The sequence below is a fragment of the Arthrobacter sp. zg-Y769 genome, assembly GCF_020907405.1.
Classification (GTDB): domain Bacteria; phylum Actinomycetota; class Actinomycetes; order Actinomycetales; family Micrococcaceae; genus Arthrobacter_B.
Map to the genome: position 1 here is coordinate 192,578 of NZ_JAJJOE010000004.1, position 23,815 is coordinate 216,392.

At 66.3% G+C, this 23,815-nt stretch carries 23 protein-coding genes, 1 tRNA gene, 1 pseudogene and 1 riboswitch; of the genes and pseudogenes, 14 read left to right on the top strand and 11 right to left on the bottom strand.

All coding sequences use genetic code 11. The features are described 5' to 3' along the window. Window positions 1-76: 76 nt before the first annotated feature. On the top strand, window positions 77-958 hold the full coding sequence (locus LOC60_RS03110; protein ID WP_230021867.1) for an aminodeoxychorismate lyase: 882 nt from the start codon (window positions 77-79) through the stop codon (window positions 956-958). Window positions 959-973: 15 nt separating this feature from the next. Here LOC60_RS03110 and LOC60_RS03115 read toward each other — a convergent pair whose 3' ends face one another. From LOC60_RS03115 to LOC60_RS03125, 3 genes are read right to left on the bottom strand one after another with little or no spacing between them, the layout of a single operon-like run. After that, on the bottom strand, window positions 974-1,777 hold the full coding sequence (locus LOC60_RS03115; protein WP_230021869.1) for an energy-coupling factor transporter transmembrane component T family protein: 804 nt from the start codon (window positions 1,775-1,777) through the stop codon (window positions 974-976). Next, complete coding sequence (locus LOC60_RS03120; RefSeq protein WP_230021871.1) at window positions 1,774-3,402, bottom strand: ABC transporter ATP-binding protein; 1,629 nt, start codon at window positions 3,400-3,402, stop codon at window positions 1,774-1,776. The genes LOC60_RS03115 and LOC60_RS03120 overlap by 4 nt, the downstream gene beginning before the upstream one ends. A 2-nt stretch (window positions 3,403-3,404) precedes the next feature. Beyond that, window positions 3,405-4,019 carry an ECF transporter S component gene (locus LOC60_RS03125; protein WP_230021872.1) on the bottom strand — a complete coding sequence of 205 codons (615 nt, stop codon included), beginning with the start codon at window positions 4,017-4,019 and terminating at the stop codon, window positions 3,405-3,407. Window positions 4,020-4,108: 89 nt separating this feature from the next. Beyond that, window positions 4,109-4,243: riboswitch (TPP riboswitch) on the bottom strand. Between the two features lie 91 nt (window positions 4,244-4,334). On the opposite strand from LOC60_RS03125, the gene LOC60_RS03130 reads away from it, so the two are divergent. After that, a complete protein-coding gene (locus LOC60_RS03130) occupies window positions 4,335-4,598 on the top strand; it encodes a DUF4235 domain-containing protein (protein ID WP_230021873.1) in 264 nt (87 codons plus the stop codon). A gap of 208 nt (window positions 4,599-4,806) precedes the next feature. Here the strand turns inward: LOC60_RS03130 and mnhG are convergent. The 6 genes and pseudogenes from mnhG to LOC60_RS03160 form a co-directional block, all read right to left on the bottom strand. Continuing rightward, window positions 4,807-5,136 (bottom strand): annotated as a pseudogene (gene mnhG, locus LOC60_RS03135) (monovalent cation/H(+) antiporter subunit G); the annotation flags it as partial. A gap of 43 nt (window positions 5,137-5,179) precedes the next feature. After that, a complete protein-coding gene (locus tag LOC60_RS03140; RefSeq protein WP_227919225.1) occupies window positions 5,180-5,440 on the bottom strand; it encodes a monovalent cation/H+ antiporter complex subunit F in 261 nt (86 codons plus the stop codon). Then, on the bottom strand, window positions 5,437-6,015 hold the full coding sequence (locus tag LOC60_RS03145) for a Na+/H+ antiporter subunit E (protein ID WP_230021874.1): 579 nt from the start codon (window positions 6,013-6,015) through the stop codon (window positions 5,437-5,439). The genes LOC60_RS03140 and LOC60_RS03145 overlap by 4 nt, the downstream gene beginning before the upstream one ends. A 14-nt stretch (window positions 6,016-6,029) precedes the next feature. Then, complete coding sequence (locus LOC60_RS03150; protein WP_230021875.1) at window positions 6,030-7,640, bottom strand: Na+/H+ antiporter subunit D; 1,611 nt, start codon at window positions 7,638-7,640, stop codon at window positions 6,030-6,032. After that, the gene (locus LOC60_RS03155; protein ID WP_230021877.1) at window positions 7,637-8,122 is read right to left on the bottom strand and encodes a Na(+)/H(+) antiporter subunit C; all 486 of its coding nucleotides are present in this window, start codon (window positions 8,120-8,122) and stop codon (window positions 7,637-7,639) included. Before LOC60_RS03155 ends, LOC60_RS03150 begins: the two co-directional genes overlap by 4 nt. Further along, window positions 8,119-11,166: a Na+/H+ antiporter subunit A gene (locus LOC60_RS03160; RefSeq protein WP_230021879.1), complete on the bottom strand. Its 3,048-nt coding sequence runs from the start codon at window positions 11,164-11,166 to the stop codon at window positions 8,119-8,121. The genes LOC60_RS03155 and LOC60_RS03160 overlap by 4 nt, the downstream gene beginning before the upstream one ends. Before the next feature lie 219 nt (window positions 11,167-11,385). Between LOC60_RS03160 and LOC60_RS03165 the strand changes: the two genes are divergently transcribed. Continuing rightward, window positions 11,386-12,741 carry an MFS transporter gene (locus tag LOC60_RS03165; protein ID WP_230022858.1) on the top strand — a complete coding sequence of 452 codons (1,356 nt, stop codon included), beginning with the start codon at window positions 11,386-11,388 and terminating at the stop codon, window positions 12,739-12,741. 174 nt (window positions 12,742-12,915) lie between these two features. Here the strand turns inward: LOC60_RS03165 and dcd are convergent, their stop codons facing one another. Next, on the bottom strand, window positions 12,916-13,536 hold the full coding sequence (dcd, locus tag LOC60_RS03170) for a dCTP deaminase (RefSeq protein ID WP_230021887.1): 621 nt from the start codon (window positions 13,534-13,536) through the stop codon (window positions 12,916-12,918). A gap of 22 nt (window positions 13,537-13,558) precedes the next feature. After that, the gene (locus tag LOC60_RS03175; protein WP_230021895.1) at window positions 13,559-14,413 is read right to left on the bottom strand and encodes a tryptophan 2,3-dioxygenase; all 855 of its coding nucleotides are present in this window, start codon (window positions 14,411-14,413) and stop codon (window positions 13,559-13,561) included. A 69-nt stretch (window positions 14,414-14,482) separates the two neighbouring features. On the opposite strand from LOC60_RS03175, the gene LOC60_RS03180 reads away from it, so the two are divergent. The 11 genes from LOC60_RS03180 (at window position 14,483) to LOC60_RS03230 (ending at window position 23,764) form a co-directional block, all read left to right on the top strand. Beyond that, the gene (locus LOC60_RS03180; RefSeq protein WP_230021897.1) at window positions 14,483-14,986 is read left to right on the top strand and encodes an SseB family protein; all 504 of its coding nucleotides are present in this window, start codon (window positions 14,483-14,485) and stop codon (window positions 14,984-14,986) included. Window positions 14,987-15,123: 137 nt separating this feature from the next. Next, window positions 15,124-16,191 (top strand): M4 family metallopeptidase, encoded by a 1,068-nt coding sequence (locus LOC60_RS03185; protein ID WP_230021899.1) that lies wholly within the window; start codon window positions 15,124-15,126, stop codon window positions 16,189-16,191. Beyond that, complete coding sequence (locus tag LOC60_RS03190; protein ID WP_230021902.1) at window positions 16,188-16,469, top strand: protealysin inhibitor emfourin; 282 nt, start codon at window positions 16,188-16,190, stop codon at window positions 16,467-16,469. The genes LOC60_RS03185 and LOC60_RS03190 overlap by 4 nt, the downstream gene beginning before the upstream one ends. 113 nt (window positions 16,470-16,582) lie before the next feature. Continuing rightward, a tRNA-Gly gene (locus tag LOC60_RS03195) sits at window positions 16,583-16,656 on the top strand. Between the two features lie 64 nt (window positions 16,657-16,720). Next, complete coding sequence (panD, locus tag LOC60_RS03200) at window positions 16,721-17,182, top strand: aspartate 1-decarboxylase (RefSeq protein WP_230021904.1); 462 nt, start codon at window positions 16,721-16,723, stop codon at window positions 17,180-17,182. 9 nt (window positions 17,183-17,191) lie between these two features. Then, window positions 17,192-18,118 (top strand): AEC family transporter, encoded by a 927-nt coding sequence (locus tag LOC60_RS03205; RefSeq protein ID WP_230021906.1) that lies wholly within the window; start codon window positions 17,192-17,194, stop codon window positions 18,116-18,118. Between the two features lie 140 nt (window positions 18,119-18,258). Continuing rightward, window positions 18,259-19,581 (top strand): extracellular solute-binding protein, encoded by a 1,323-nt coding sequence (locus LOC60_RS03210; protein WP_230021908.1) that lies wholly within the window; start codon window positions 18,259-18,261, stop codon window positions 19,579-19,581. Beyond that, window positions 19,578-20,540, top strand: a complete 963-nt coding sequence (locus tag LOC60_RS03215; RefSeq protein ID WP_230021910.1) for a carbohydrate ABC transporter permease — start codon at window positions 19,578-19,580, stop codon at window positions 20,538-20,540. Before LOC60_RS03210 ends, LOC60_RS03215 begins: the two co-directional genes overlap by 4 nt. After that, window positions 20,541-21,383: a carbohydrate ABC transporter permease gene (locus LOC60_RS03220; protein WP_230021912.1), complete on the top strand. Its 843-nt coding sequence runs from the start codon at window positions 20,541-20,543 to the stop codon at window positions 21,381-21,383. It begins immediately after the preceding gene. Between the two features lie 41 nt (window positions 21,384-21,424). Continuing rightward, the gene (locus LOC60_RS03225) at window positions 21,425-22,684 is read left to right on the top strand and encodes an ABC transporter ATP-binding protein (RefSeq protein ID WP_230021914.1); all 1,260 of its coding nucleotides are present in this window, start codon (window positions 21,425-21,427) and stop codon (window positions 22,682-22,684) included. 102 nt (window positions 22,685-22,786) lie between these two features. Continuing rightward, complete coding sequence (locus LOC60_RS03230; RefSeq protein WP_230021917.1) at window positions 22,787-23,764, top strand: hypothetical protein; 978 nt, start codon at window positions 22,787-22,789, stop codon at window positions 23,762-23,764. The last annotated feature ends 51 nt before the right edge of the window (window positions 23,765-23,815 follow it).

Below are 23,815 nucleotides of genomic sequence, written 5' to 3' on the forward strand. Positions count from 1 at the left end.
TCCTCCCCGCAGCCGCCTTTTAGACAGCCTATCCGCCGGAAGGTCCTATCCGTGCCAGCGCCGTTACGCTGGGCCCATGACTGTTCTGGTTTTCCTGGATTCCGCCTTCCCCGACGGACGTCCGGCCGACGCCGGCGTCCCCCAGCTAATGATCAATGACCTGGGCGTGACGCGCGGAGACGGGATCTTCGAATCGCTCCTGGCCGTGGACGGGGTGCCCCGCAAACCGGACGCCCATTTGGACCGGATGGCTTCCTCGGCGCAGCTGCTGGAACTGGAGATTCCCCCTCGGACGGCCTGGGAGCGGGCCATCGCCACCGCCCTGGCCCTGCATACGGAGGCGGAAACCGCCGGTTCCACCGGCCGGGCGGCGGTGAAGCTGGTGGTGACCCGCGGCGTCGAGGGTGCCGGCACGCCCACCGCGTGGGTGCAGGTCACCCCTGCCTCCGATGCCTCGCGGCAGCGCAGCGAGGGCATCAGGGTCCTGCTCCTGGACCGCGGTTATGACAGCCTGGCCGCTGCCCGCGCGCCGTGGCTGCTGCTGGGTGCCAAGACGCTCTCGTATGCCGTGAACATGGCGGCACTGCGCTATGCACGGCAGAACGGCGCCGACGACGCCATCTTCACTTCCTCCGACGGCAAGGTGCTCGAGGGGCCCACCTCCACCGTGGTGCTCGCCCGCGAGCGCGACGGCGTGCGCACCCTGCTTACCCCCGAGCGGAAGAGCGGCATCCTGGCGGGCACTACGCAGGATGCCCTCTTCAGGGCCGCCGAAGCCGCCGGCTGGGAGCTGGGGTACGGGCCGCTGGTGCCCGAGGACCTGTTCGCGGCCGACGGCGTCTGGCTGGCGTCCAGCATCCGGCTGCTGGTGCCGGTGCGGTCCATTGACGGCCGGGAGCTGCCGTTCTCCGAGGTCCTGAACACTGAGCTCACCAAGCTGGCGGACGCGGCGCTCTAACCGGGCCGGGAAGTCTCAGGTCAGGATGAAGTTGAACGTTCCGGCCGACACCGCAGCTGCCACGGCAGCAGCGGACACTGCCGCCCCGGCTCCGAACACGACGGCGTCGATCCGGCTGAAGGTCGACGTTCGGGCCCAGGTCCGCTCCGCGGCCCCGAAGCCGCGCGCTTCCATCGCCGTCGCAAGCCGGGTGGCCCGGCGGATCGCCTGCACCAGGAGCGCCAGGGACTGCCCGGCAAACCCCCGAAGCCGGGCCGCTCCCCCGGCGTCGGGACCTGCGCCGCGGGCGTGCCGGGCCAGTCCGATGGTGCGCCACTCCTCCACCAGCAGGCCGACCAGCCGCATGGCCGCCAGCGCGCCCAGGACAAACCGGTGCGGCAGCTTCAGCTTCTGCGCCAGGGCATCGGCCAGGTCCGTGGGATCGGTGGTGGTCAGCAGGTAGATTCCCGGCAGGGCGATTGCCAGGCCGCGCAGCCCGATGGCTATGCCGGCAGCCACGGAGCCGGAGGTAAACAGCAGCGGGCCGGCGTCGAGCAGTACCGTCCCGGTTTTTTCCGCCAGCAGCGCCGTCCCCCACGCACCGATCAGTGCTGCGGCGAGCAGCGGCCAGATCCGCCGTACCAGCGTCCCGATCCGGATATGCAGCAGCGGCAGCAGGGCCAGTTCGGCAGTGAGCACAACGGCGGCGCTCACCCAGTCCACCGTCACCAGCACTGCCAGGGTCAGGAGCACCGCCGCGGCCAGCTTGGAGAGCGGGTTGGCGCGGGCCAGGAACGTGCCCACGGGACGGGCCGGCACCCCTGCAGCTGCCGCGCTCATGGCCGCCCCCGGCCAGTCGGCGCTTCGGCCGTGTCTCCAAGGCCCGGCGTAAGCGTCTCGACGGCGCCGAGTTCACCGCCCGCCGCCTGAAGGTTCCGGGACCCGAGCGCCTGGATGAACTCGGCGTCATGCGTCACGGATACCACGCAGCTCCCTTCCGACAGCTGCCCGCGCAGCAGTGCCACCAGCTCGGCCCAGGTGCGGGCATCCTGTCCGAAGGTTGGTTCATCCAGCAGCAGGATGGCCGGTTCCGTGGCGAGCATGGTTGCCACGGACAGCCGGCGTTTCTCCCCGCCGGAAAGCGTGAACGGGTTGGCCTCAAGCAGCCCGTCCAGTCCGAGCCGTTCGGCGAGGTGCTGCACTCTGGCCAGCACCTGCCCGTCGGTGTCCCGGCCCAGGCGGCGGGGACCGAAGGCCAGTTCGTCCCGCACGGTATTGGTCAGGAACTGGTGTTCAGGTTCCTGGAAGACGGTGCCGATCCGGTCCACCAGCTGTGCCGACGTCCAGCGCCCCGGTTCCGTGCGGGCGGTTCCGGCCAGTGCCGGGGCAGCGGTAAGGGTTCCGGCCCTTGGCCGAAGCAGGCCGCCCAGGGTCAGGGCAAGCGTGGATTTGCCGGCACCGTTGGGTCCGGTGATGCCGACGGCGGTTCCGGCGTCCAGGGTCAGGTCCACTCCGGACAGCACGGCGGGACCACGGGCCGAACGCGCAACAGCCAGCCCGCGGGCCTCCAGCAGCCGGGGGCCCGCCGCTGCGGGGGTCCAGGGGCCGCCGGGGATTTCCGGGGCGGCGCCGGGAAGCCAGACCCCGGACGCGGCCAGGGTGCGCCGGTGCGCCGGATTGCCCAGCACCTGCTCCGGGGAGCCGTCAGCCAGCACCCCGCCTCCGGCGGCCAGGACCACCACCCGGTCCACGACGCCGGCCCAGACCTCCACCCGATGCTCAACCACAATCAACGTTGCACCGGTGCGGTCCAGCACCCGGGTCACGGCGTCGCGGATTTCGCCCACACCGTCCGGATCCAGGTTGGCAGTGGGTTCATCGAGCAGCAGCAGGCCCGGTTCCATGGCCATCACCGAGGCCAGGGCCAGGCGCTGCTTCTGCCCGCCCGAGAGCATGGCAGTGGACCGGTCCAGCGGAACATCCAGTCCGACGTCGGCCAGCGCGGACCGCACCCGCGGCCAGATTTCCCCGGCCGGCACAGCCAGGTTCTCCGCTCCGAAAGCCACTTCGTCCCCTACCCGGGACAGGACGGTCTGCGAGTCGGGGTCCTGCAGGACCAGCCCGGTCCGGCCACGGGCGGCGGGATCGGCCGGGTGGACGCCGTCGAGCGTCAGCGTTCCGTGTTCCTCCCCGCCGGTGTCCGGCCCCAGGACCCCGGCCAGGGCGTGCAGGAACGTGGATTTCCCTGCACCGGAAGCACCCAGGAGCAGTACCCGTTCGCCGGGGGAAACCGCCAGGTCCAGGCCGCACACTGCCGGAGCGTTCCGTCCGCCGTGCTGCCAGCCCCAGCCGGCGGCGGTGACGGCAGCCGGGCGGGACCGGCGTCGGGAACCGGGTGCCTCGGGGATCACGGCGGCCGGCGCCACCGCGGGCGGACGGCTCCGGGGCTTCCTGCCGAACAGCATGGCTACGCCTGCCGCGTTCGTCCTGACGCGAACGGTGCCAGCGCACCCGTCCGGGCCAGGGCGCGGACCGCCAGCCAGGACAGGGCGCCGGCAATCACCGCGCCGGATACGCAGGTGAGCAGGACGTACAGCACCTGCCACTGCGCTGCCCACTCCACGTTGTAGAGGACGTTTTCACTCAGGCCGAGGAACAGTCCGGATCCCAGCCCGGCCAGCAGTGCCACGGGCAGGGAGAAACGCCGGTACAGGAACAGCAGGAACACCAGCTCGGCGCCAAGGCCCTGCAGGAAGCCGGAAAGGAGTACGGACAGGCCGAACTGGGTGCCCAGCACACCCGACACGGCCGCGGCCAGCATTTCGCAGTAGACGGCGGCGCCGGGCTTGCGGATGATGAGCCCGCCCAGCACCCCGGCAATCAGCCAGCCGCCCGTGTAGAGCCCGGCAAGCGGCGGAAACGCCGCGGTAAGCGCGCTGATCCCGGCGTAGCCCAGGGACCAGGCCCAGAAGATCACGCCCACGGCCACCGCGAGGACGGAAGCCACAACAATGTCCACCACGCGCCAGGTGCGTCCGGAGGCCGTGGGCCGACGGCCCGGTGCTGCAGATTGGTCTTTCATGAATATCCTCCTGTTATCAGGAGGGGAGGGTGATGCTGCACCGGTAAACCGGCGCACTTCTCCCGCAGGCCGTTGCCGGCCAACGGGGATTCCCTGAGCTCTCGACTCCCTTCGCCGGTACTAACCGGATCAGGTTCGAGGGTCTGCGGATCTCCGCACTCTCAGCGCCTTGTCCTTCGGGGTCCGAAGACCTGCTGCGGGACGGCGCTCCCCTGTCGTATGTTTGCCGTTCCACTCTACACACGCACTCCCGATCCGGCGACGGGTAAACGGGTACCGTAGGGTTAGGAAAAACGCCCGAAGCTAGGAGTATTCATGAACCTGATCCTCAAACTGCTCGGAACCGGAGCGAGCATCCTTTCCGGAATCGTCGCCGCCAAGGTGCTGGACTTCGCCTGGACCAAGTCCACCGGCAAAGAACCGCCCAAGGATGCCGAGGGCAGCCTGGAAAACAGCCTCCGCTCCGCCGTGGCCTTCGCAGTGGTCTCGGGTGCCGTCAGCCAGGTCATCCGTGTGCTGACCAACCGCGGCACGCAGCGCGCCATCCAGCGCTACCAGAAGACTCCGGAAATCGTCTAAGCCCGGAACGGTTCCACCTCCGCCGCCGGCGGAGAAGCCGCGCTCAGCCCTCGGGGTTTTTCCCCGGGCGCTGGGCGTCGCTGTTTAACGCCTCGCCTGCACCGGTTCCGCGGGCGCGCAGCATCTCGTCGTCGTCGAGCTCCCCGGTGTAGCTGTGCCCGGGATCATCATCTACGCGCGGATCATCGTCCTCGTCTTCGAGTGCTTCCTCTTCCGCTTCCCGCAGCAGGCGCTGTGCCCGCTCGACGACGTCGTCCAGCTCGTCGATGACCAGCAGCTCGGGCCGCAGGTGCTTGGTCCGGTACCCGGCGCGGCCCACCATGTGGGCGGAGACGGGGGCCGTCAGGAGCATAAAGATCCACACCACGGCCAGGACGGGCAGCAGCTTCCAGCTCCGGAATTCCACGGCCAGCGCCAGCAGGAACAACAGCAGCCCAAGGACCTGGGGCTTGGTGGCTGCATGCATGCGGCTGAGCAGGTCCGGGAAGCGGATCAGGCCGATGGCGGCGGCCAGGGACATCAGGGCGCCGCCGAGCATCAGCACGGCCGTGATCACGTCATAGACGGTCTCTTCCACGGTGCTACCGCCTGTCCGTTACGAAGCGGGCAACCGTCACGGAGCCGATAAAGCCGATCAAGGAAATGGCGACCACCAGGGCCAGGTAGTCCAGGTTGCGGTAAACGATCATGTCGGTGATCAGGGCCGCACCAACAATGGCCAGCAGGACGTCCGAGGCCAGCACCCGGTCCAGGATGGAGGGACCGCGGGCAATCCGGTAAATGGCACCGGCGCCGGCCACCGCCAGCATGACGGATACCGCCACCACAGCTGCGCTCATCATGCCCGGCCTCCAATCTTTCGCTTCCGTGTTTCAGCGGTTTCGGCACGCAGGGCGGCCAGCTCCTCTTTGGTTCCCAGGGTGCGGATCAGCCAGGCCTCGGTGTCCAGGGCATCGGCCCGCACCTTCTCGGCCTGTTCCGCCGTGGACACATTCAGTGCGTGCAGATAGAGCGTCGAGGTGGAACGGTCGACGTCGACAACCAGCGAGCCGGGAATCAGCGACAGCACGTGGCCGGTGGCCGTGACCATCAGGTCCGACCGGCTGCGCAGCTTCACCCCGATCACTCCGTTGCGGATCCGCGGACCGCGGAAAACCGCCAGCCAGAACACATGGAAGCTGGCCTGCACCAGCTTGTAGAGAAAGCTTCCGGCGAAGGCGAGCCCGTAGATCGGGTTGAACCTGCCGCTGAGTTCCACGGGCGGCAGATAGAAGATGTTCGCCACGAAAAACGCGATCACCGCACCGAAGATCAGGTTGCCGGCGCTAAAGTCCTGCCACAGCGCCCCCCACAGGAACACCAGCCAGATCAGCAGGGGCAGTTCCTGCAGCAGCGGAACGCGGGACCCCTCACGCATGCGTGCTTCCTTGGTCACTGAGCTGCACCTTCTCCCAGGACCGCTTCAATGTACGGGGTACGGTCCAGCAGGTCCCTGGCTGCACCGTCGCTGAGTGAAAACAGCGGCCCGGCGGCCACGGTCAGGGCGACGCCGAGGGCCACCAGGCCCACCGTGGGGTAAACCATGGTCCGCGGCAGCAGGTCCACGGAGTCCCGGCCGGAGAACCGTCCGGTGGCGTGCTCGTTGACATTCTCGGAGCTGCGCAGGCTGGACCCGTCGGAACTCGTAGCGAGCAGGATCGGGTCCGGGTGCACGGCGTCCTCGGGGGTCCGCCAGAAGGCCCGGTTCCAGACCCTCGCCATGACCAGCAGGGTCAGCAGGCTGGTGGCGGCGCCTGAGCCCACCAGTACATACGCCAGCGGGGTGCCCAGGTCCACACCGGCCTGCATCAGGCCGAGCTTGCCCAGGAAGCCGGAGAACGGCGGGATGCCGGCCAGGTTAATGGCCGGAATGAAGTACAGCACGGCCAGCAGGGGCGACAGGCGGGCAAGTCCGCCGAGCCGGTCCATGTTCGCGGTTCCGCCGCGGCGTTCAATCAGGCCCGTGACCAGGAACAGCGAGGTCTGCACCGTAATGTGGTGCACCACGTAGAACACCGCGGAGCCGATGCCCGCCACGGAGGCCACCGCCAGCCCGAACACCATGTAGCCGATGTGGCTGACCAGGGTGAAGGAGAGCATTCGCTTGATGTCGGTCTGGGCCAGGGCACCCAGGATGCCGACCAGCATGGTCAGCCCCGCCACCACCATCAGCAGCGTGTTGATCCGGTCTCCCGGGAAGAGCAGGGTTTCGGTGCGGACCATGGCGTAGACACCCACCTTGGTCAGCAGGCCGGCGAACACGGCGGTGACCGGGGCCGGTGCCGTGGGATAGGAGTCCGGCAGCCAGAACGACAGCGGGAAGATTGCGGCCTTGATGCCGAACGCCACCAGCAGCATCAGGTGCAGCATCAGCTGGGTTGCCGGGTCCAGTTCGCCGAGCTTCAGGGCAAGGTCCGCCATGTTCACCGTGCCGGTGGCGCCGTAGATCATGGCGATGGAGATCAGGAACAGCAGCGAGGAAACCACGCTGACCACCACGTAGGTCACGCCGGCGCGGATGCGGGGCGTAGTTCCACCCAGGGTCATCAGGACGTAGCTTGCGGTGAGCAGGATCTCGAAGCCGACGTACAGGTTGAACAGGTCCCCGGCGAGGAAGGCATTGGAAACACCGGCCACGAGGATCAGGTACGTCGGATGGAAGATGGAAATCGGACCGTCTTCGTCGCCGTCGGCCATACCCTGGCCGGCGGCATAGATCAGCACGGACAGGCTGATCGCCGAAGAGACCACCAGCATCAGTGCGGAGAACTGGTCCACCACCATGGTGATGCCGAACGGCGGAAGCCAGGCACCCAGGTTCACGGCCTGCGCACCCGTCTCCCAGACCGAGGACAGCAGGACAACTTCCAGGATCAGGGTGACGCTGAGGATGCTGATGCTCACCGCCCGCTGCGCACGCTGGTGGCGGATCAGGATGAACGCGAGGGCAGCACCGAGGACCGGGAGCACCACCGCCAGCGGCGCAAGGCTGGCTGTATTCATCGGGTCACCTCCGGGTCGTTTGCTGTGTTGCCGCGTTGGGAGCCGGGAGCCTCTTCGGCTTCCTCCGGCGGAGTGAATTCCGTGGTGTCCTCCGGGACGTCTGCGTCATCTTCGGCATCGAAGCTGCTCTGGCTGGCCACGCGCCGGTCCTCAAGGTCGTCCTGGACCTCGTCCTGCCGGCCCAGCACCCAGGACCGGTAGATAATGCCGAGCATAAAAGCGGTGACCGAGAAGGAAATCACGATCGAGGTCAGGATGAACGCCTGCGGCAGCGGATCGTTGTAGGCATCCGCTGCAATGTCCTTGTTGAAGATGGGTGCCAGCCCGGCCGGTCCGCCGGTGGCCAGCAGCAGGATATTCGTGGCATTGGTGAGCATGGCCAGGCCAAGCACCACCCGGGTCAGGCTCCGCTCCAGCAGCAGGTAGATGCCGGCGGCGTACAGGCACCCCATAACCAGGAGGAGGGTGAGGTTCACAGTCACCGTGCCACCTCTTCCTCTTCGGGACGGGAGCCGGCATCGCCGGCGGGACTGGTCGCGATAGCCAGGATCTGGGGTTCCTCCACAATGCTGTCGTCTTCATCGTCATCGGCGTCGGCCTCGCTGCGCTCGTCGATCTCCGAACCCAGGCTGCGCAGGACATCCAGCACCAGCCCCACCACCACCAGGTAGACGCCGATGTCGAAGATCGTGGAGGTGACGAACTTGATCTCCCCGAAGACCGGCCAGGTGAATTTGAGAATCGCGCTCTGCAGGATCTGCCCGCCGAAGAACAGCGGCGCGGCAGCGGAAAGGGCAATCACGCCAAGACCGCCGCCCAGCAGGGTGCCGGCGCTGACCGGGCTGGCCTCGGCCAGCTCAAAGCGGCCGCCGGCAAGATACCGGATGGTCAGCGCGAGTCCGGCCATCAGTCCGCCGGCGAACCCGCCGCCCGGGGCGTTGTGGCCGGCAATCAGCAGGTAGACCGAGAACATGATGACGGAGTGGAAGATTAGCCGGGTAATGACCTCGAAGATGATGGACCGCCGCTCGGGTGCAAGCGTCCGGCCGGCCACCAGCCAGGCGTCACGGCCGACGCTGGAGAATTTCCGGGCCAGGGCGAGGGTGGCCTGGCGGCGGCCGGTGGGGGCAAACTGCTCCCGGCCGCGGTCCACCGAGCCGCTGGCCACTCCCTCGGCCCGGCGCCGCTTGTCACCGCGTCCGCGGACGAAGATCAGGGAAGCAAGGCCGGTGGCCGCGATGGCCAGCACAGTGATTTCCCCGAACGTGTCCCAGGCGCGGATGTCGACCAGTGTCACGTTGACAATGTTGGATCCGCCGCCGCCCTCATAGGCCAGCTTCGGGAAATCGAGGGAGACGGGGGCGGCGACGCGGGAGGCCATTGCGGTCATGGCAAACACGACCATGCTCGCGCCGAAGGCGATGCCCAGCAGTGCCCGCAGCAGGCGGTGGCGCTTGGGTTCGCGCTTCCACAGGCGGGCCGGCAGGGACCGCAGGGCCAGCACGAACGCCACCAGCACAATCGTCTCGACGAGCATCTGCGTCAGGGCAAGGTCCGGGGCACCCTGCAGGGCGAAAATCAGGGCTATGCCGTAGCCGCTGACCGAAACCATCAGCACGGCGAGGAAGCGCTTGGTGGCGCGGGCTGCGGCAACCGCGCCCAGGATGACCGCCGCGCCGATCACGGCCTGCAGCGGGGTATCGAACCAGCGGAAATTCTCCGGCAAGGGAGCGGAGCGCAGGATCAGCGCCGTCAGCGGGACCACGATCGCCATGGACAGAATGACAAACAGGTAGAACATCAGCGAACCGCGCTGGGTCCGGCCCGTGACCCACACGGCGACGTCGTCAAGCACACCGATGGCGCCGCGGTAGGACCGCTCGGCGTCGAGCGGGGACGCAACGGTCCGCTGGAAGGATTCCACCCGGCGGCGCAGCAGGAACAGGGCGGCGCCGATGGCGAGGGTAAGTACACTCAGCCCTAGCGCCGGGGTGAGTCCGTGCCACAGTGCCAGGTGCGTGGGCTTCCCCTCGGCCGGGAAGAGGTCCGCGTAGGAAGCGATCACCGAGTCCAGCGGAGCCGGCCACAGCCCGAACACCACGGTGGCGGCGGCCAGGAGCGCCGGGGCGGCGAGGAAGGACCACGACACGCTCTTGAACGGGGTGGGTGTGCGGCCTTCCTTGGAGGCAAAGGCACCCCAGACGAAGCGGGAGCTGTAGGCAACGGTGAGGATGGAGCCCGTCACCACGCCGGCCAGCAGGAGCCAGGCGGCGAAGGTGCCCTGCTGCTCGCCGTAATGCACAAAGGTCTCGTAGACGGATTCCTTCGCCACATAACCAAGCAGCGGGGGCACACCGGCCATGGACGCCGCACCGATCACGGCAACGACGGCGAGTTTCGGTGCTGCGCGGAAGATTCCGGAGAGCTTGCGGATGTCCCGGGTGCCGGCCTGGTGGTCGATGATCCCGACCACCAGGAACAGGGTCGCCTTGAAGAAACCGTGGGCCAGGAGCAGTCCCATTCCGGCGACGGCGGCTTCCCGGCTGCCCAGCCCCACCACCAGGGTGAGGAAGCCGAGCTGGCTGACGGTGCCGTAGGCGAGGAGCAGTTTGATGTCGAACTGGCGCAGGGCACGCCAGCCGCCCAGCAGCATGGTCGTCAGTCCCAGGACCAGCACAATGGGATGCCACAGCAGCGTCTCGGAGAATCCGGGTGCGAGCCGGGCGACCAGGTAGATGCCCGCCTTCACCATTGCCGCTGCGTGCAGGTAGGCACTGACCGGGGTGGGAGCGGCCATGGCCGCGGGCAGCCAGAAGTGGAAGGGCACGAGGGCGGATTTGGAAACGGCGCCGACCAGCAGCAGGGCAATGGCAACATTGACCAGCGTCCCGGTGGCCGCCAGTTCGGGTGCCTGCGCCAGGATCGCGGAGATCCGGTAGGTCCCGGCGACGGTGCCGAGCACGATCATGCCGACCAGCATCGCCAGGCCGCCGAAGGTGGTGACGATCAATGCCTGCAGGGCTGCACGGCGGGCGGAGAGCCGGTGCGCGGAATACCCGATCAGCAGGTAGGACAGGATGGTGGTCAGTTCCCAGAAGATGAACAGCAGGATCAGGTCATCTGCCGTAACCAAGCCGAACATCGCGGCGGCAAATGCCAGCAGCTGGGCGCCGAAGCTGCCCATCTTCGGATCATTGGGCCGGAAGTACCGGGCGCAGTAGAACAGGACCAGCGCGCCCACACCGAGGATCAGGATGGACAGCACCGCCGAGAGCGTGTCCATTCGGAAGGCGAGCTCCACACGGAGTTCGGGAATCCAGGGAATCGTGACCGACGGCGGCGCGTTCGGGGCGCCGGAGGCCAGGGTCTGGTCTGCTCCCGTGTACCGGGGGAAAGTGGCCATCAGCCAAACGAATGCGGCGGCGGGGAAAGCCGCAAGGATGTAGAACGCAGACCGGCCGACCTTCCGGAACACCAAGGGCGCAACAAGTGCCACCGTAAACAGAACGGTGAGCACAAACAGCACTATGATCTCCCGGGCTTTCGTCGATGATCCAGCGTCAAACGGCTGTAATTATCAAGGGGGCGGTCAAGGTCGGTATATACATTCTACCCATGGCATACGCATGCCCTCCTATTCGGCCGGTCCGGCCCGGAATGCAGGAATCGGCGTTTTAGGCGTCGAATACCGTTCCGGGCCGCGGGAGCCGCTAGGCTCGGCGGCATGAGTCTCAGCACAGATAACATGTCTCCGGACCGCCGGACGGCAAACCCCCCGGCACCTGCACGCTGGAAGCAGGTGGCGGCATGGGCTGCCTGGGACTGGGGCTCCGCTTCCTTCAACGCCGTGATGACCACCTTTGTGTTCACCGTCTACTTGACCTCGGAGCAGTTCGGGGACAAGGACCATAATTCCGCCGTCCTCGGCGCCGGCCTCGCCATTGCCGGCGTGGCCGTGGCCGTCCTCGCACCGGTTACCGGCCAGCGCTCGGACGCCGGCGGACGCCGCCGCACATGGCTGACCGTCAACACCCTGCTGACCTGCGCCCTGGTCGCGGCGTGCTGGTTTGTCCTCCCCGCCCCCGAGTACCTGATCCTGGGTGTGGCCCTGATCGCTGCGGCGAACCTGTTCTTCGAGTTTGCGGGTGTGAACTACAACGCCATGCTCAGCCAGATCTCCACGCCGGCTTCGGTCGGAAAGATCAGCGGCCTGGGCTGGGCGATGGGCTACGTAGGCGGAATCGCCGCCCTGGCGCTGGTACTGGTGGGCTTCGTGCAGCCCGACGTCGGCTGGTTCGGCGTCACTTCCGAAGACGGACTGAACATCCGGGCCGTGGCACTGTTTTCCGCCGTCTGGTTCCTGCTGTTCGCCCTGCCGCTGATGTTCACCGTGCCCGAGGTTCCCCGGCAGGATGCAGTGGCACGGCTGGGGATCCTTGCGTCCTACAAGCTCCTGTTCCAGCGCATCAAGGCCCTCTTCCGGACCGACCCCCACACCATTTACTTCCTGCTCGCCAGCGCGGTCTTCCGCGACGGGCTGGCAGCAGTGTTCACGTTCGGCGGCGTTATTGCGGCCGGCACCTTCGGCTGGGAACTCTCGGAGGTGATCATGTTCGCAATCTTCGGCAACGTGGTGGCCGCCGTCGGGTCCGTGATCGGCGGGTTCCTCGATGACCGTGTCGGTCCCAAGGCCGTGATCGTCGGTTCGCTGATCGGGCTGATCCTTGCCGGCACTGCCGTGGTGGTGCTGGGCCCGAAGGACCAGGATCTGCTGGGGCTGCAGTGGACCGGCGACACCACCTTCTGGATCTTCGGCCTGATGCTGTGCCTGTTCGTGGGCCCGGCCCAGTCCGCTTCCCGGGCGTTCCTGGCCCGGCTCGCCACGGAGGGCAAGGAAGGCGAGCTGTTCGGCCTGTACGCCACCACCGGGCGGGCGGTCAGCTTCCTGGCCCCCGCCCTGTTCTCGGCCTGCATCGCGATCTTCGGTTCGCAGCGCTACGGCATCATCGGCATTATGGCCGTGCTGCTGGTGGGCCTGCTGGTCCTGCTCCCGGTCCGCTCCCCCGCAGCACGGACCGCTCCGCCCGTCGATAAGGACTAAGCGCTATGGGTCCGGCCTATGGGCCTGGCTCCGGTTCCGGCCTATGGGCCTGGCTCCGGCGGCAACGAAATTCCTTCGCTCGCAGAGCTCTCTTGGAATATTAAAGCCGCCTCCGCCAGGCCCTCCGGCCGGACGTTCTCGCCGCCTCCGCCAGCCGGACAGTCCCGCCAGGCCCTAGGAGGCGCTGACTGCGTCCCCGTCCTTGGCCGGGGTGCCGGCAGTGACATCCGTGCGGTGGAAGTTCAGGTGGCTGCGCGACGCCGTCGGGCCGCGCTGGCCCTGGTAGCGGTTGCCGTAGCGGCCGGAGCCGTAGGCGTGCTCGGCCGGGGAACTGAGCCGGAAGAAGCACAGCTGGCCGATCTTGGAGCCGGGCCACAGCTTGATGGGCAGCGTTGCCATGTTGGAAAGCTCCAGCGTGACGTGGCCGGAGAACCCCGGGTCGATAAAGCCGGCGGTGGAGTGCGTCAGCAGCCCCAGCCGGCCCAGCGAGGACTTGCCCTCCAGCCGCGCGGCAATGTCGTCCGGCAGGGTGACCTGCTCGTAGGTGGAGCCCAGGACAAACTCGCCGGGGTGGAGGATGAAGGGCTCATCCGGGTCCACTTCCACCAGGCGGGTCAGCTCCGGCTGATCCTGCGAGGGATCAATGTGGGCGTACTTGTGGTTGTCGAAGAGCCGGAAGAAGCGGTCGATGCGGACATCGACGCTGGAAGGCTGGACCATTGCGGGGTCATAGGGGTCCAGGGCAATCCGGTTGTCGGCAATTTCGGTTCGGATGTCGCGGTCAGAAATCAGCACTCTTCAAAAATAGCGCATGCCCCTAGCGGCCGATTTCCGTCCGCACCGCATAGAGCTCGGGGAAAAACGTCAGTTCGAGGGCACGCCGCAGGAAGCCGGCGCCGCTGGAACCGCCGGTTCCGCGCTTCATGCCGATGGTGCGCTCCACCGTTTTCACGTGTCGGAAACGCCACAGCTGGAAATTGTCCTCCAGGTCCACCAGCTCTTCGCAGGCCTCGTACACGTCCCAGTTCTCCGCCGGGTTTTCGTAGACGTATTTGTAGACCGCCAGCAGCGACTCGTCATAAACGTGCGCCTGCCTCACGTCACGGTCCAGGAGTTCCGGTGCCACCGCGTAGCCGCGGCGGGCTAGGCAGCGGATGAACTCGTCATAGATGCTGGTCCCGGAAAGCAGGCCGGACAGCAGTTCCTGTGCCGCAGGGTCTGCCGCGAACACGGCAATCATTGCCTCGTTCTTATTGCCGAGCAGGAACTCGACCGCCCGGTACTGGTAGGACTGGAACCCGCTGGAGGCACCCAGGTCATCACGGAACCCGGCGTACTCGGACGGAGTCAGGGTTGCCAGCACGGACCACTGCTCGGTCAGCGAGCGCTGGATGTGCTTGATCCGGGCAATTCCCTTCATGGCCGACCGCAGGTCATCGGCCGCCAGGCGGGCACGTACGGCGAGCAGCTCGTGCAGGACGAGTTTCAGCCACAGCTCCGAGGTCTGGTGCTGGATGATGAACAGCATCTCGTCGTGGTGCTCCGGGCTGCTCACGGGATGCTGCGCGGAGAGCAGTTCATCCAGGGCGAGGTAGGACCCGTAGCTCATCTTGTCGCTGAAGTCCCGTTCAATGCCTGCTTCAAGGCTGCGGGTGTTCTCGTTCGGACTCATGCCCACCACGGTATCCGCTCGATATGCCAGACTTGGAGTTTTGGCACCGATCCCCCAAAGGAGTCCTTCATGGAACCGGACAACACCCCCGAGATCCCGACAATGCCGCTGGCCCACGACGACGTCGAAGCACCCGGCGCGGCGCTCGAAGAAGCCATCACCGCAGGCCGTGAAGGCCGGATCACCAACCGCGAGGTTATGTCCGTCATCTGGACGTCGGAACTGCTCAGCGTAGGGCGCCTCGCCAAGGAAGACGATCCGTCCACCTTCCAGGCAGTGGTCCTGAAGGCCCCCGACGCGGACTACTCCGTAGCTGCCACCTTCACCTCCCCGGACCGCATCCCGCAGCAGCTGCGCGAGGCAGCACCGGTGATCGTCAAGGCGAGCGGCGAGGCAACCATCCGCAGCATTGCCCCGGGATACGGCATGTCAGTGAACCCCGGGCACGAAGTGGGGCTGGAAATCGGCCCGGACGTGGTCGCCTCCCTCAACGAAGCGTCCGCACAGACCGCTGCCCAGGCGGAGGAACAGGCGGAGGAACAGGCGGAGGAACAGGCGGAGGAACAGGGCTAATCCTGCGCGGGAAGGGGCAAAAACGGCCGGTTAGGTTGCGTTATGGCCATTTGATGCCGTTTTTGCAGGCCTAGCCCTTGCAGTGTCGGTGGCGGGGCCTACGCTGGGGAACCTCACAACAGAGGGAGGGCTGTACCGTGACCAACTCGAGCGTGGCTTCTTCGATTTGCTCCATCGTTCCGCCGTATCTGCTTGCCCGCCTGGCCGCCGCCGAAGACCCCGCAAAGGCAACGGCGGCCAAGGCGGCCCGCCGGGCCCTGACCGGGATCGAGGGCGTGGAATCGGCGCGCTCAGTGCCCCGTTCAGCCCCGTCCCGGGGCTCAGGTACCGCGTTTCCCCCATCCCTGCGCCGTTCCATCGCCGATGCCCTGGGCCTCGAGGAACTGCCGGGCACCGTGGTGCGCTCCGAGGGCGAACCGGCCACGGGGGACGCGGCGGTGGATGAAACCTATGACGGTCTCGGTGCCACCTACCGGCTTTTCAGCGATGCGTACGGCCGCTCCTCGCTCGACGGTGCAGGGCGGACGCTGGAGGCCACGGTCCATTACGGGCACGCCTACGACAACGCCTTCTGGGACGGTTCGCGGATGGTGCTCGGCGACGGCGACGGCGAGGTGTTCGAACGTTTCAGCAAATCCCTCACCGTGATCGGCCACGAGCTGACCCACGGCATCATCCAGTACACCGCACAGTTGGATTACCGCGACCAGGCCGGAGCGCTGAACGAATCAGTGGCGGATGTGTTCGGCGTCCTGGTTGAGCAGAAGCTGCTGGGCCAGAGTGCTGACCAGGCCAGCTGGCTGGTCGGCGAAGGCCTGTTCACGGATTTGGTCCAGGGACGGGCGCTGCGGTCGCTGCAGGCGCCGGGCACGGCCTATGACGACGACGTGCTCGGCAAGGACCCGCAGCCGGCCTCCATGGAGGACTTTGTGAAGACCGCGGCGGACAACGGCGGTGTCCACATCAACTCGGGGATCCCCAACCGCGCCTTCTACCTGGTGGCTGAGGCCCTGGGCGGGTATGCCTGGGAGCGTGCCGGCCAGATCTGGTACGACACCATCACGGAACGCAATTTCCCCGCAGACGCCACCTTCGCCGTCTTCGCCGCCGCTACGCTCACTGCAGCGGAAAAACGGTACGGAGCCGGAGCGGAGGAAAGTACTGCTGTGCAGGCCGCATGGAAAGAGGTTAACGTCTTGGTATGAGACTGGTTGTAGTGCGCAGCGGCGGCTTCGCAGGCATGCAGCGCACCTGGAGCACGCAGGTCAGCTCCGAAGAGGCACAGGAGCGGTGGCTGCCGCTCCTCAGCGATCCGCCCGAGGCCGCGGACGGCGAACCGGACCGGTTCATCTATGAAATCTCCGTAGGACCGGCGGCCGTCACCATCCCGGAACGGCAGGTGAAGGGCAGGTGGCGCGAACTCGTGGAGCGTGCCCGGAACGGCGACGCCGGACAGGCCACCGGCGAGGCTGCCCGGGAGTAGGCCCGATGCCTGCAGGGCGAACCGGAACCCATCGGGGAACGGCCCTGCACGGATTAGGCAACCGGCGGGTTCCATGTAAAGTTAGGAGCTGTGCCGGATCCCTTCCGGACACTGCGGGCGTAGCTCAATGGTAGAGCGCTAGCTTCCCAAGCTTGATACGCGGGTTCGATTCCCGTCGCCCGCTCCACTGTGACCAACCGGTGTCAACCCCCGGCTCGAGTTCCGGCGTAATCGGCGTAGACTTGTCCGCGATGAACCGGAAAATGTTTAAGTCCAAAATCCACCGTGCAACGGTGACCCATGCCGACCTTCACTACGTGGGCTCCGTGACGGTTGACCTCGACCTCCTTGAAGCCGCGGATATCCTGCCCGGCGAGCTCGTATCGATCGTCGACGTCGACAACGGCGCCCGGCTGGAGACGTACACCATCGCCGGCGAGCGGGGCTCGGGGGTGCTGGGCATCAACGGCGCCGCGGCACACCTGGTACATGTGGGCGACACGGTCATCCTCATCACCTACGCAGACATGACCACCGAAGAAGCGCGCACCTTTGTGCCCACCGTGGTCCACGTTGATTCCGCCAACCGGATCCTGGAGCTTGGAACGGACCCGGCCGAGGCCGTGACCGAGGGGACCGAGCGTCCTCCGCTGGCCCTGGACAACACCCAGGTCATGGCCGGCAACCCGGGCGCCGCCGCCGAAGCCAGATAGCCGCATCCGGTGCTGGGGGTACTCACCGGATTCGCCGTTGTCTGGATCATCATCCTCACCGGCTATGCAATCGGCCGGCTCGGGGTACTGGGGGAAAACGCCCAGACCGTACTGAGCCGCCTGGCGTTCTTCGTCGCATCCCCGGCGCTGCTGCTCACTACCCTCAGTGATGCGGACCTGCGCACGGTCTTTTCGCTCCCGCTGCTGGTGGCCGCCGCCAGCGCCGGAGCCACGGCGCTCCTGTATGTGCTCGTCACCCGCTGGTGGCTGCGCCGTCCGCTGCCCGAGGTCCTTGTCTCGGCCATGTCCTCGTCCCTGGTGAATGCCGCCAACCTTGGGCTGCCTATCTGCGTGTATGTCCTCGGGGACGCCGCCTACATCGCGCCCGTGCTGATATTCCAGCTCGCCTTCTTCACCCCCTTCTTCCTGATGATGATGGATTCGGCCACCAGCGGCCGGCGGACGTCCATCCGGATCTTTGCAGGCCAGGTGGTGCGCAACCCGATCATCGTCGGTTCCCTGATCGGCCTGCTGCTGGCTGCCACCGGCACGCAGCTGCCCGAAATCATCCACGAACCCGTCTCCCTGATCGGCGGAGCCGCGGTTCCTGCCATGCTGCTGGCCTTCGGCCTCTCCCTGGTGGGTTCGCGGCCGCTGGACGCGGACGGCGGCCGGCGGGTCGACGTCGTCCTCGCCTCTGCCTTCAAGCTCCTTGTCCAGCCCCTGCTGGCTTTCCTGCTGGCACGCTTCATCCTCGGCATGGACGGGCACCTGCTTTTCGCCGTCGTCGTGACCGCTGCCCTGCCCACCGCGCAGAATGTGTTCGTTGCCGCGGCCCGCTACGGGGAAGGCGTGCTGGTCGCCAAGGACACCGTGCTCCTCACCACCATTGCCTCGCTCCCCGTGCTGGTTCTGGCCGCGGCCCTACTGACCTGAGGCAACACCCGGTTTGGCGGGTTTTGATGTGGCATAAATTACGTTCAAGGCATATGGTCAAACCGAAGGCTGCTTAGTGTGCAGCCCGTCACCTGCACCGCCGCAGGCGACGCCTACGACGAGGTGGAGGCACAGTACCGATGCCAAAGGACGCAAGATACTGGGGGCGTACCCGGAAAGGGGCACGGGCTGCTGCCGGCGTTGCTCTGGCCCTGGGTGCGACTCTCCTGACCGGCTGCGGAACCGACGAGGGCGCAGTGCCCACATTGACCTGGTATATCAACCCGGATGCGGGCGGCCAGGCAGAACTGGCGAAGCAGTGCAGCGAGGCCTCCGGGGGTGCCTACACCATCGAGACCTCCCTGCTGCCCAATGATGCCGCCTCCCAGCGCGAACAGCTGGCACGGCGGCTCGCGGCCGGCGACAAGAGCATGGACATCATGAGTCTCGACCCGCCCAACGTGCCGGAGTACGCAGAACCCGGCTACCTGGCCCCGGTCCCCGACGACGTCGCCCAGCGCACCACCGAGGGCGTCCTGGAAGGTGCCCTCGAGGGTGCCAAGTGGAAAGACAAAGTGGTGGCCGTCCCGTTCTGGGCCAACACCCAGATCCTTTGGTACCGCAAATCCGTTGCTGAAGCGGCGCAGCTGGACATGACCAAGCCGGTTACCTGGGACCAGATCATCGCTGCCGCCGAGAGCCAGGACAAGTACATCGGCGTGCAGGGCGCCCGCGCCGAGTCCATGACCGTCTGGGTCAACGCCCTGGTGGCGTCGGCCGGCGGCCAGATCGTGGAGAACCCGGACGCACCGGCGGACGAACTCAGGCTGGGACTGGATTCCGAGGCCGGTAAGCAGGCCGCCGACGTCGTTTCCACCATCGGCAAGGAAGGCCTGGGCGGTCCCGGGCTGCCCACGCAGACGGAAAATACGTCCATGATCCAGTTCCAGGGCGATCAGGGCTCTTTCATGGTCAACTACCCCTTCGTCTGGCCGGCCACCAACGCATCGGTCGAGGAAGGCGCACTGCCTGAATCCCTCATCGACGACATCGGCTGGGCCCTCTACCCGGCTATGAACGAGGGCGAGGACACCGCTCCCCCGCTGGGCGGCATCAACCTCGGGGTGGGCTCCAACAGCCAGCACCCCGATCTGGCGTTCGAGGCCATCGAATGCATTGTTTCGCCCGAGAACCAGGCCCAGTACTTCACAACCAACGGCAACCCGCCGTCGAATGAAGAGGCCTACAACGCACCGGGGATCGAAGAGACATTCCCGATGGCTCCGACCATCCGGGATTCGCTGGAGCTGGCCGTTCCGCGGCCGCAGACCCCGTACTACAACGAAATCTCCACCGGCATCCAGCAGACCTGGACCCCGCCGAGCGACGTAAACCCCGATACCACTCCGGCCGAGAGCCAGGAATTCATTCTCGAAGTCCTTAGAGGGGAGAAACTGCTGTGAGCACTTCCGTTGAAGCGGTCCGGGACGCACCGGCCAAGCCCACTCCGTCCAAACAGCCCCTCAGCGACCGCGCCAAAGCGGAGCGGCGGATGGGCTTCTGGCTCGCCGGCCCCGCCTTCATCATCATGCTGGCGGTCACTGCGTACCCGATCCTCCTGGCGCTCTGGGAATCGCTGTTCAAATACCGCCTGACCGCCCCGGCGGACCGGGAGTTCGTGGGTCTGGGCAACTACGCCACCATCCTTTCGGACGGCCTGTTCTGGCGGGATCTGGGGGTCACGGTCCTGATTACGGTCATCACCGTCGTGATTGAGCTGATTCTGGGCTTTGCCCTGGCCCTGGTGATGAACAGCGCGCTGAAGTCCGTCCGCGGCTGGCTGCGCACTGCGATCCTCGTGCCGTACGGCATCATCACGGTGGTTTCCGCCTTCGCCTGGTTCTATGCCTTCGACATCAATTCCGGGTACATCAACAGCTGGTTCAACTGGGTGCCGGGCATTGATGCGGACCTGAACTGGTTCGCCGACACCTGGACGGCGCTGTCCGTCATTATGGCCTCGGAAATCTGGAAGACCACCCCGTTCATCTCCCTGCTGCTGCTCGCGGGCCTGGCCCAGGTTCCGGGTGAGCTGACCGAAGCTGCAGAAGTTGACGGCGCCTCCTGGTGGCAGCGGATGTCCAAGGTGATCATCCCGAACATGAAGGCAGCCATCATGGTTGCCGTCCTGTTCCGGGCCCTGGACGCCTTCCGCATCTTCGACAACGTCTACATCATGACCAACGGCGCGTACGGCACCGAGGTGCTTTCGCTGCTGGCCTACCGGACCTCGATTACCCGCCTGGAAATCGGCATGGGCTCGGCTGTGTCGGTCCTGCTGTTCATCTGTGTCATCATCATCTGTTTCATTGCAATCAAACTGTTCAAAGTGGACCTTTCTGGCGCTCGAGGGGGTAAATAAGTGAAGTCCTCACCTGCCAAACGGCGGACGATCTGGGCCATTATTTCGGTTCTGGTCATCCTGTACGCGCTGTTCCCGGTGGCGTCGATCCTGGCGACCTCGTTCAAGCTGCCCAGCGACCTGACGTCCGGGACTTTCCTCCCGACCAATTGGTCATGGAGCAACTACGAGCAGATCCTGGTCGGCGACGCCCAGGGGCTCTTCCTGAGCAGCCTGCGCAATTCCATCGGCATCTGCCTGATCGCCACCTTCATCGCGGTCGTCCTGGCCACGCTCTGCGCCTATGCCATTGCCCGCCTGGACTTCCCGGGCAAGAAGCTGGTGCTGACCACGGCGCTGGGCGTCTCGATCTTCCCGGTGATCTCCATCGTGACCCCGCTGTTCAACCTGTGGCGCAACATCGGTCTCTATGACACCTGGCCCGGCCTCATCATTCCCTACCTGTCCCTGACCCTGCCGATCTCCATCTGGACCTTGGCGGCATTCTTCCGGCAGATTCCGTGGGAGCTGGAACAGGCGGCACAGGTGGACGGCGCCACCACGTGGCAGGCGTTCCGCAAGGCGATTGTTCCCCTCGCCGCACCCGGCGTCTTCACCACGGCGATCATCGCGTTCTTCATTGCCTGGAATGACTTCGTGTACGGCATCTCGCTGACCTCCACCGAGGCAGCACGGCCGGTCCCGGCAGCGCTGGCGTTCTTCACCGGCGCTTCCCAGTTCGAGGAACCCACCGGCGCCATTTCCGCCGCGGCGATCATCGTCACCATTCCCGTAGTTGTCCTGGTGCTGGCGTTCCAGCGCCAAATCGTCTCCGGCCTAACCCAGGGCGCCGTCAAGGGCTAGTTCCCTTACGGCACCCGGATTGAAGAAAAGGATCCCTAACCATGGCATCTATCACCCTTAACCACCTCGTCAAGAAGTACGGCGACGGTTTCCCGGCCGTCAACGATGTCAGCCTGGACATCGCCGACGGCGAGTTCATCATCCTCGTGGGCCCCTCAGGCTGCGGCAAGTCGACCTTGCTGCGCATGATCGTGGGCCTGGAGGACATCACCTCCGGTGATCTGCTGATCAACGGAGAGCGGGTTAATGACAAGGCACCCCGTGACCGCAACCTGGCGATGGTGTTCCAGAACTACGCGCTCTACCCGCACCTGACCGTGTATGAAAACATTGCCTTCCCGCTGCGCCTGAACAAGGGCAAGTACAACGACGAGCAGGTCCGCAAGCTCGTGACCGACGCAGCAACCACGCTGGAACTGACGGACCACCTGGACCGGAAACCAGCCAACCTCTCCGGCGGCCAGCGGCAGCGGGTGGCCATGGGCCGGGCCATCGTCCGGCAGGCCGATGCCTTCCTCTTTGATGAGCCGCTCTCCAACCTGGACGCCAAACTGCGCGGCCAGATGCGTGCCGAGATTGCGCAGATGCAGCGCCGCCTGGGCACCACCAGCGTTTACGTCACCCACGACCAGACCGAGGCCATGACGCTGGGAGACCGGGTGGCAGTGCTGAAGAAGGGCATCCTGCAGCAGGTCGCTTCCCCGCGCGAGCTCTACGAGCAGCCCATCAACCTTTTCGTGGCCGGCTTCATCGGTTCCCCCTCCATGAACTTCCTGCCCGCCACGCTGGAGAACGGAGTGCTGAAGACCGCCGTCGGCGACCTCCGCATTCCCGAGGAAAAGGCAGCGAAGGCCGCCGGCAGGCAGGTTGTCCTGGTGGGCATCCGTCCCGAGTTCTTCGAGGATGCTTCGCTGGTGGAGGAACACAAGCTGCAGCACGGCTCCACGTTCACGGCACCGATCACGCACACGGAGTGGCTGGGCAACGAACAGTACGGCTACATCCACTTCGACCCCACGCCCGAGGTGCGTGAGCTGCTGAACAACCTCGCACGGGACATGGATGCCGACGAACTGCGCCCGCAGGTGGTGGTTACGCTCGACGCCGCCAGCCGGATCCGCGGCGGCCGCGACGCCGAACTGTGGCTGGACACCCGCAAGGTGCACCTCTTCGACCCGGAGACCGGCGAGAACCTGACCCGCGATGCGGCTGCCGGTGCGGAGCTGACGGAGGAAGCCAACGCCCACCGTGCCGAGGAGATCGCCGCTGCACACGAGGAAGTTCCGGCCGCGGCTTCCTAGCCGCACACAACACACACAGCCCGAGGGCAGGGCGCCTGACACGAAGGCCGGAGCGGGAAACCGATCCGGCCTTCGTCCGTCCGGGCAGGTAACGTAAGACCGGTGCAGGGAACATCACCGGTAATCAAGGCAGTAGCCGCCTGGCTGCTTGCCCTCATGCTCACCATCGCGGCCGCCGTCGTCGTGATCTATTTCGTTAACGCGAAGACCTACGGCCCCGGGCAGCACGTCGAAACCTATCTGCAGAAGCTGGCCGACGGCGAGGGCGAACAGGCGCTGGGGATGCTCAACGCGCAGGTCCCGGACGCCAATGCCGCCCTGCTGGACGGTGAAGCGCTCCGCGCCTCCGTGAAGGGGCTTCAGGTGCGCGAAATCGGCGATGCCGAGGACATTGGCGGGGACCGCGTTGAAGTGGCCCTGGACTACGCCTACGGCGAGACCGAGGGAACAACCAGGTTCGTGCTGGAAAACGCCGGAAAGCGCTGGCTTTTCTTTGACACGTGGGAGTTTGTGCCGGCCGCACTGCCCACCGTGCAGGTCAGTGCTCCGGCGCTGCGGGAAGCGACCCTCAACGGTGTCCGGGTAACCCTTCCGGAGGGAGCCAATACGTTCGCGGCCTTCCCCGTTTCGCGGGTGGCTGCATCCTATAAAAGCCAGTACCTGGCCGCTCCCGAGCAGGAAACCCTGGTTACGGCCGAAGCGGATCCCCAGCTCGCCCTCGTACCGGAGGCAACCAAGGAACTGGTCTCCAAGATTGATGCCGGCATCCGAGAGTTCCTCGACGGCTGCACCGCCGCAGACCGCCTGGCGCCTCCCGGCTGCCCGTTCTACCACTCCACCAACAACCGCGTGGAACAGCCGGTCCGATGGAGCATTACGGATTACCCTGAGGTTGAACTGACCCAGGCGGAGGGCAACTGGGTGCTCAGCCCGCTGAGCGGCACCGCCCAGGTCACCGCCACGCAGGTTGATCTCTTCACCGGAGACAAAAGCCCGTTGGTGGCCGAGGAGCCCTTCACCTTCAACGCCTCCCTGCGGGTGGACGGGGAGACTGTCACGCTGAGCCCGCAGGTCCAGTAGCGGCCCGGGTTAAACCCCTCAGGCGGCGGTACGGAGTTCTTCCGTGCCGCC

What these genes read in the sequence shown, in the direction of transcription:
- LOC60_RS03110 (WP_230021867.1), top strand. Translation starts at nt 77, where the DNA reads ATGACTGTTCTGGTTTTCCTGGATTCCGCCTTCCCCGACGGACGTCCG.
- LOC60_RS03115 (WP_230021869.1), bottom strand. Translation starts at nt 1,777, where the DNA reads ATGAGCGCGGCAGCTGCAGGGGTGCCGGCCCGTCCCGTGGGCACGTTC.
- LOC60_RS03120 (WP_230021871.1), bottom strand. Translation starts at nt 3,402, where the DNA reads ATGCTGTTCGGCAGGAAGCCCCGGAGCCGTCCGCCCGCGGTGGCGCCG.
- LOC60_RS03125 (WP_230021872.1), bottom strand. Translation starts at nt 4,019, where the DNA reads ATGAAAGACCAATCTGCAGCACCGGGCCGTCGGCCCACGGCCTCCGGA.
- LOC60_RS03130 (WP_230021873.1), top strand. Translation starts at nt 4,335, where the DNA reads ATGAACCTGATCCTCAAACTGCTCGGAACCGGAGCGAGCATCCTTTCC.
- LOC60_RS03140 (WP_227919225.1), bottom strand. Translation starts at nt 5,440, where the DNA reads ATGATGAGCGCAGCTGTGGTGGCGGTATCCGTCATGCTGGCGGTGGCC.
- LOC60_RS03145 (WP_230021874.1), bottom strand. Translation starts at nt 6,015, where the DNA reads ATGCGTGAGGGGTCCCGCGTTCCGCTGCTGCAGGAACTGCCCCTGCTG.
- LOC60_RS03150 (WP_230021875.1), bottom strand. Translation starts at nt 7,640, where the DNA reads ATGAATACAGCCAGCCTTGCGCCGCTGGCGGTGGTGCTCCCGGTCCTC.
- LOC60_RS03165 (WP_230022858.1), top strand. Translation starts at nt 11,386, where the DNA reads ATGTCTCCGGACCGCCGGACGGCAAACCCCCCGGCACCTGCACGCTGG.
- LOC60_RS03175 (WP_230021895.1), bottom strand. Translation starts at nt 14,413, where the DNA reads ATGAGTCCGAACGAGAACACCCGCAGCCTTGAAGCAGGCATTGAACGG.
- LOC60_RS03180 (WP_230021897.1), top strand. Translation starts at nt 14,483, where the DNA reads ATGGAACCGGACAACACCCCCGAGATCCCGACAATGCCGCTGGCCCAC.
- LOC60_RS03190 (WP_230021902.1), top strand. Translation starts at nt 16,188, where the DNA reads ATGAGACTGGTTGTAGTGCGCAGCGGCGGCTTCGCAGGCATGCAGCGC.
- panD (WP_230021904.1), top strand. Translation starts at nt 16,721, where the DNA reads ATGAACCGGAAAATGTTTAAGTCCAAAATCCACCGTGCAACGGTGACC.
- LOC60_RS03210 (WP_230021908.1), top strand. Translation starts at nt 18,259, where the DNA reads ATGCCAAAGGACGCAAGATACTGGGGGCGTACCCGGAAAGGGGCACGG.
- LOC60_RS03225 (WP_230021914.1), top strand. Translation starts at nt 21,425, where the DNA reads ATGGCATCTATCACCCTTAACCACCTCGTCAAGAAGTACGGCGACGGT.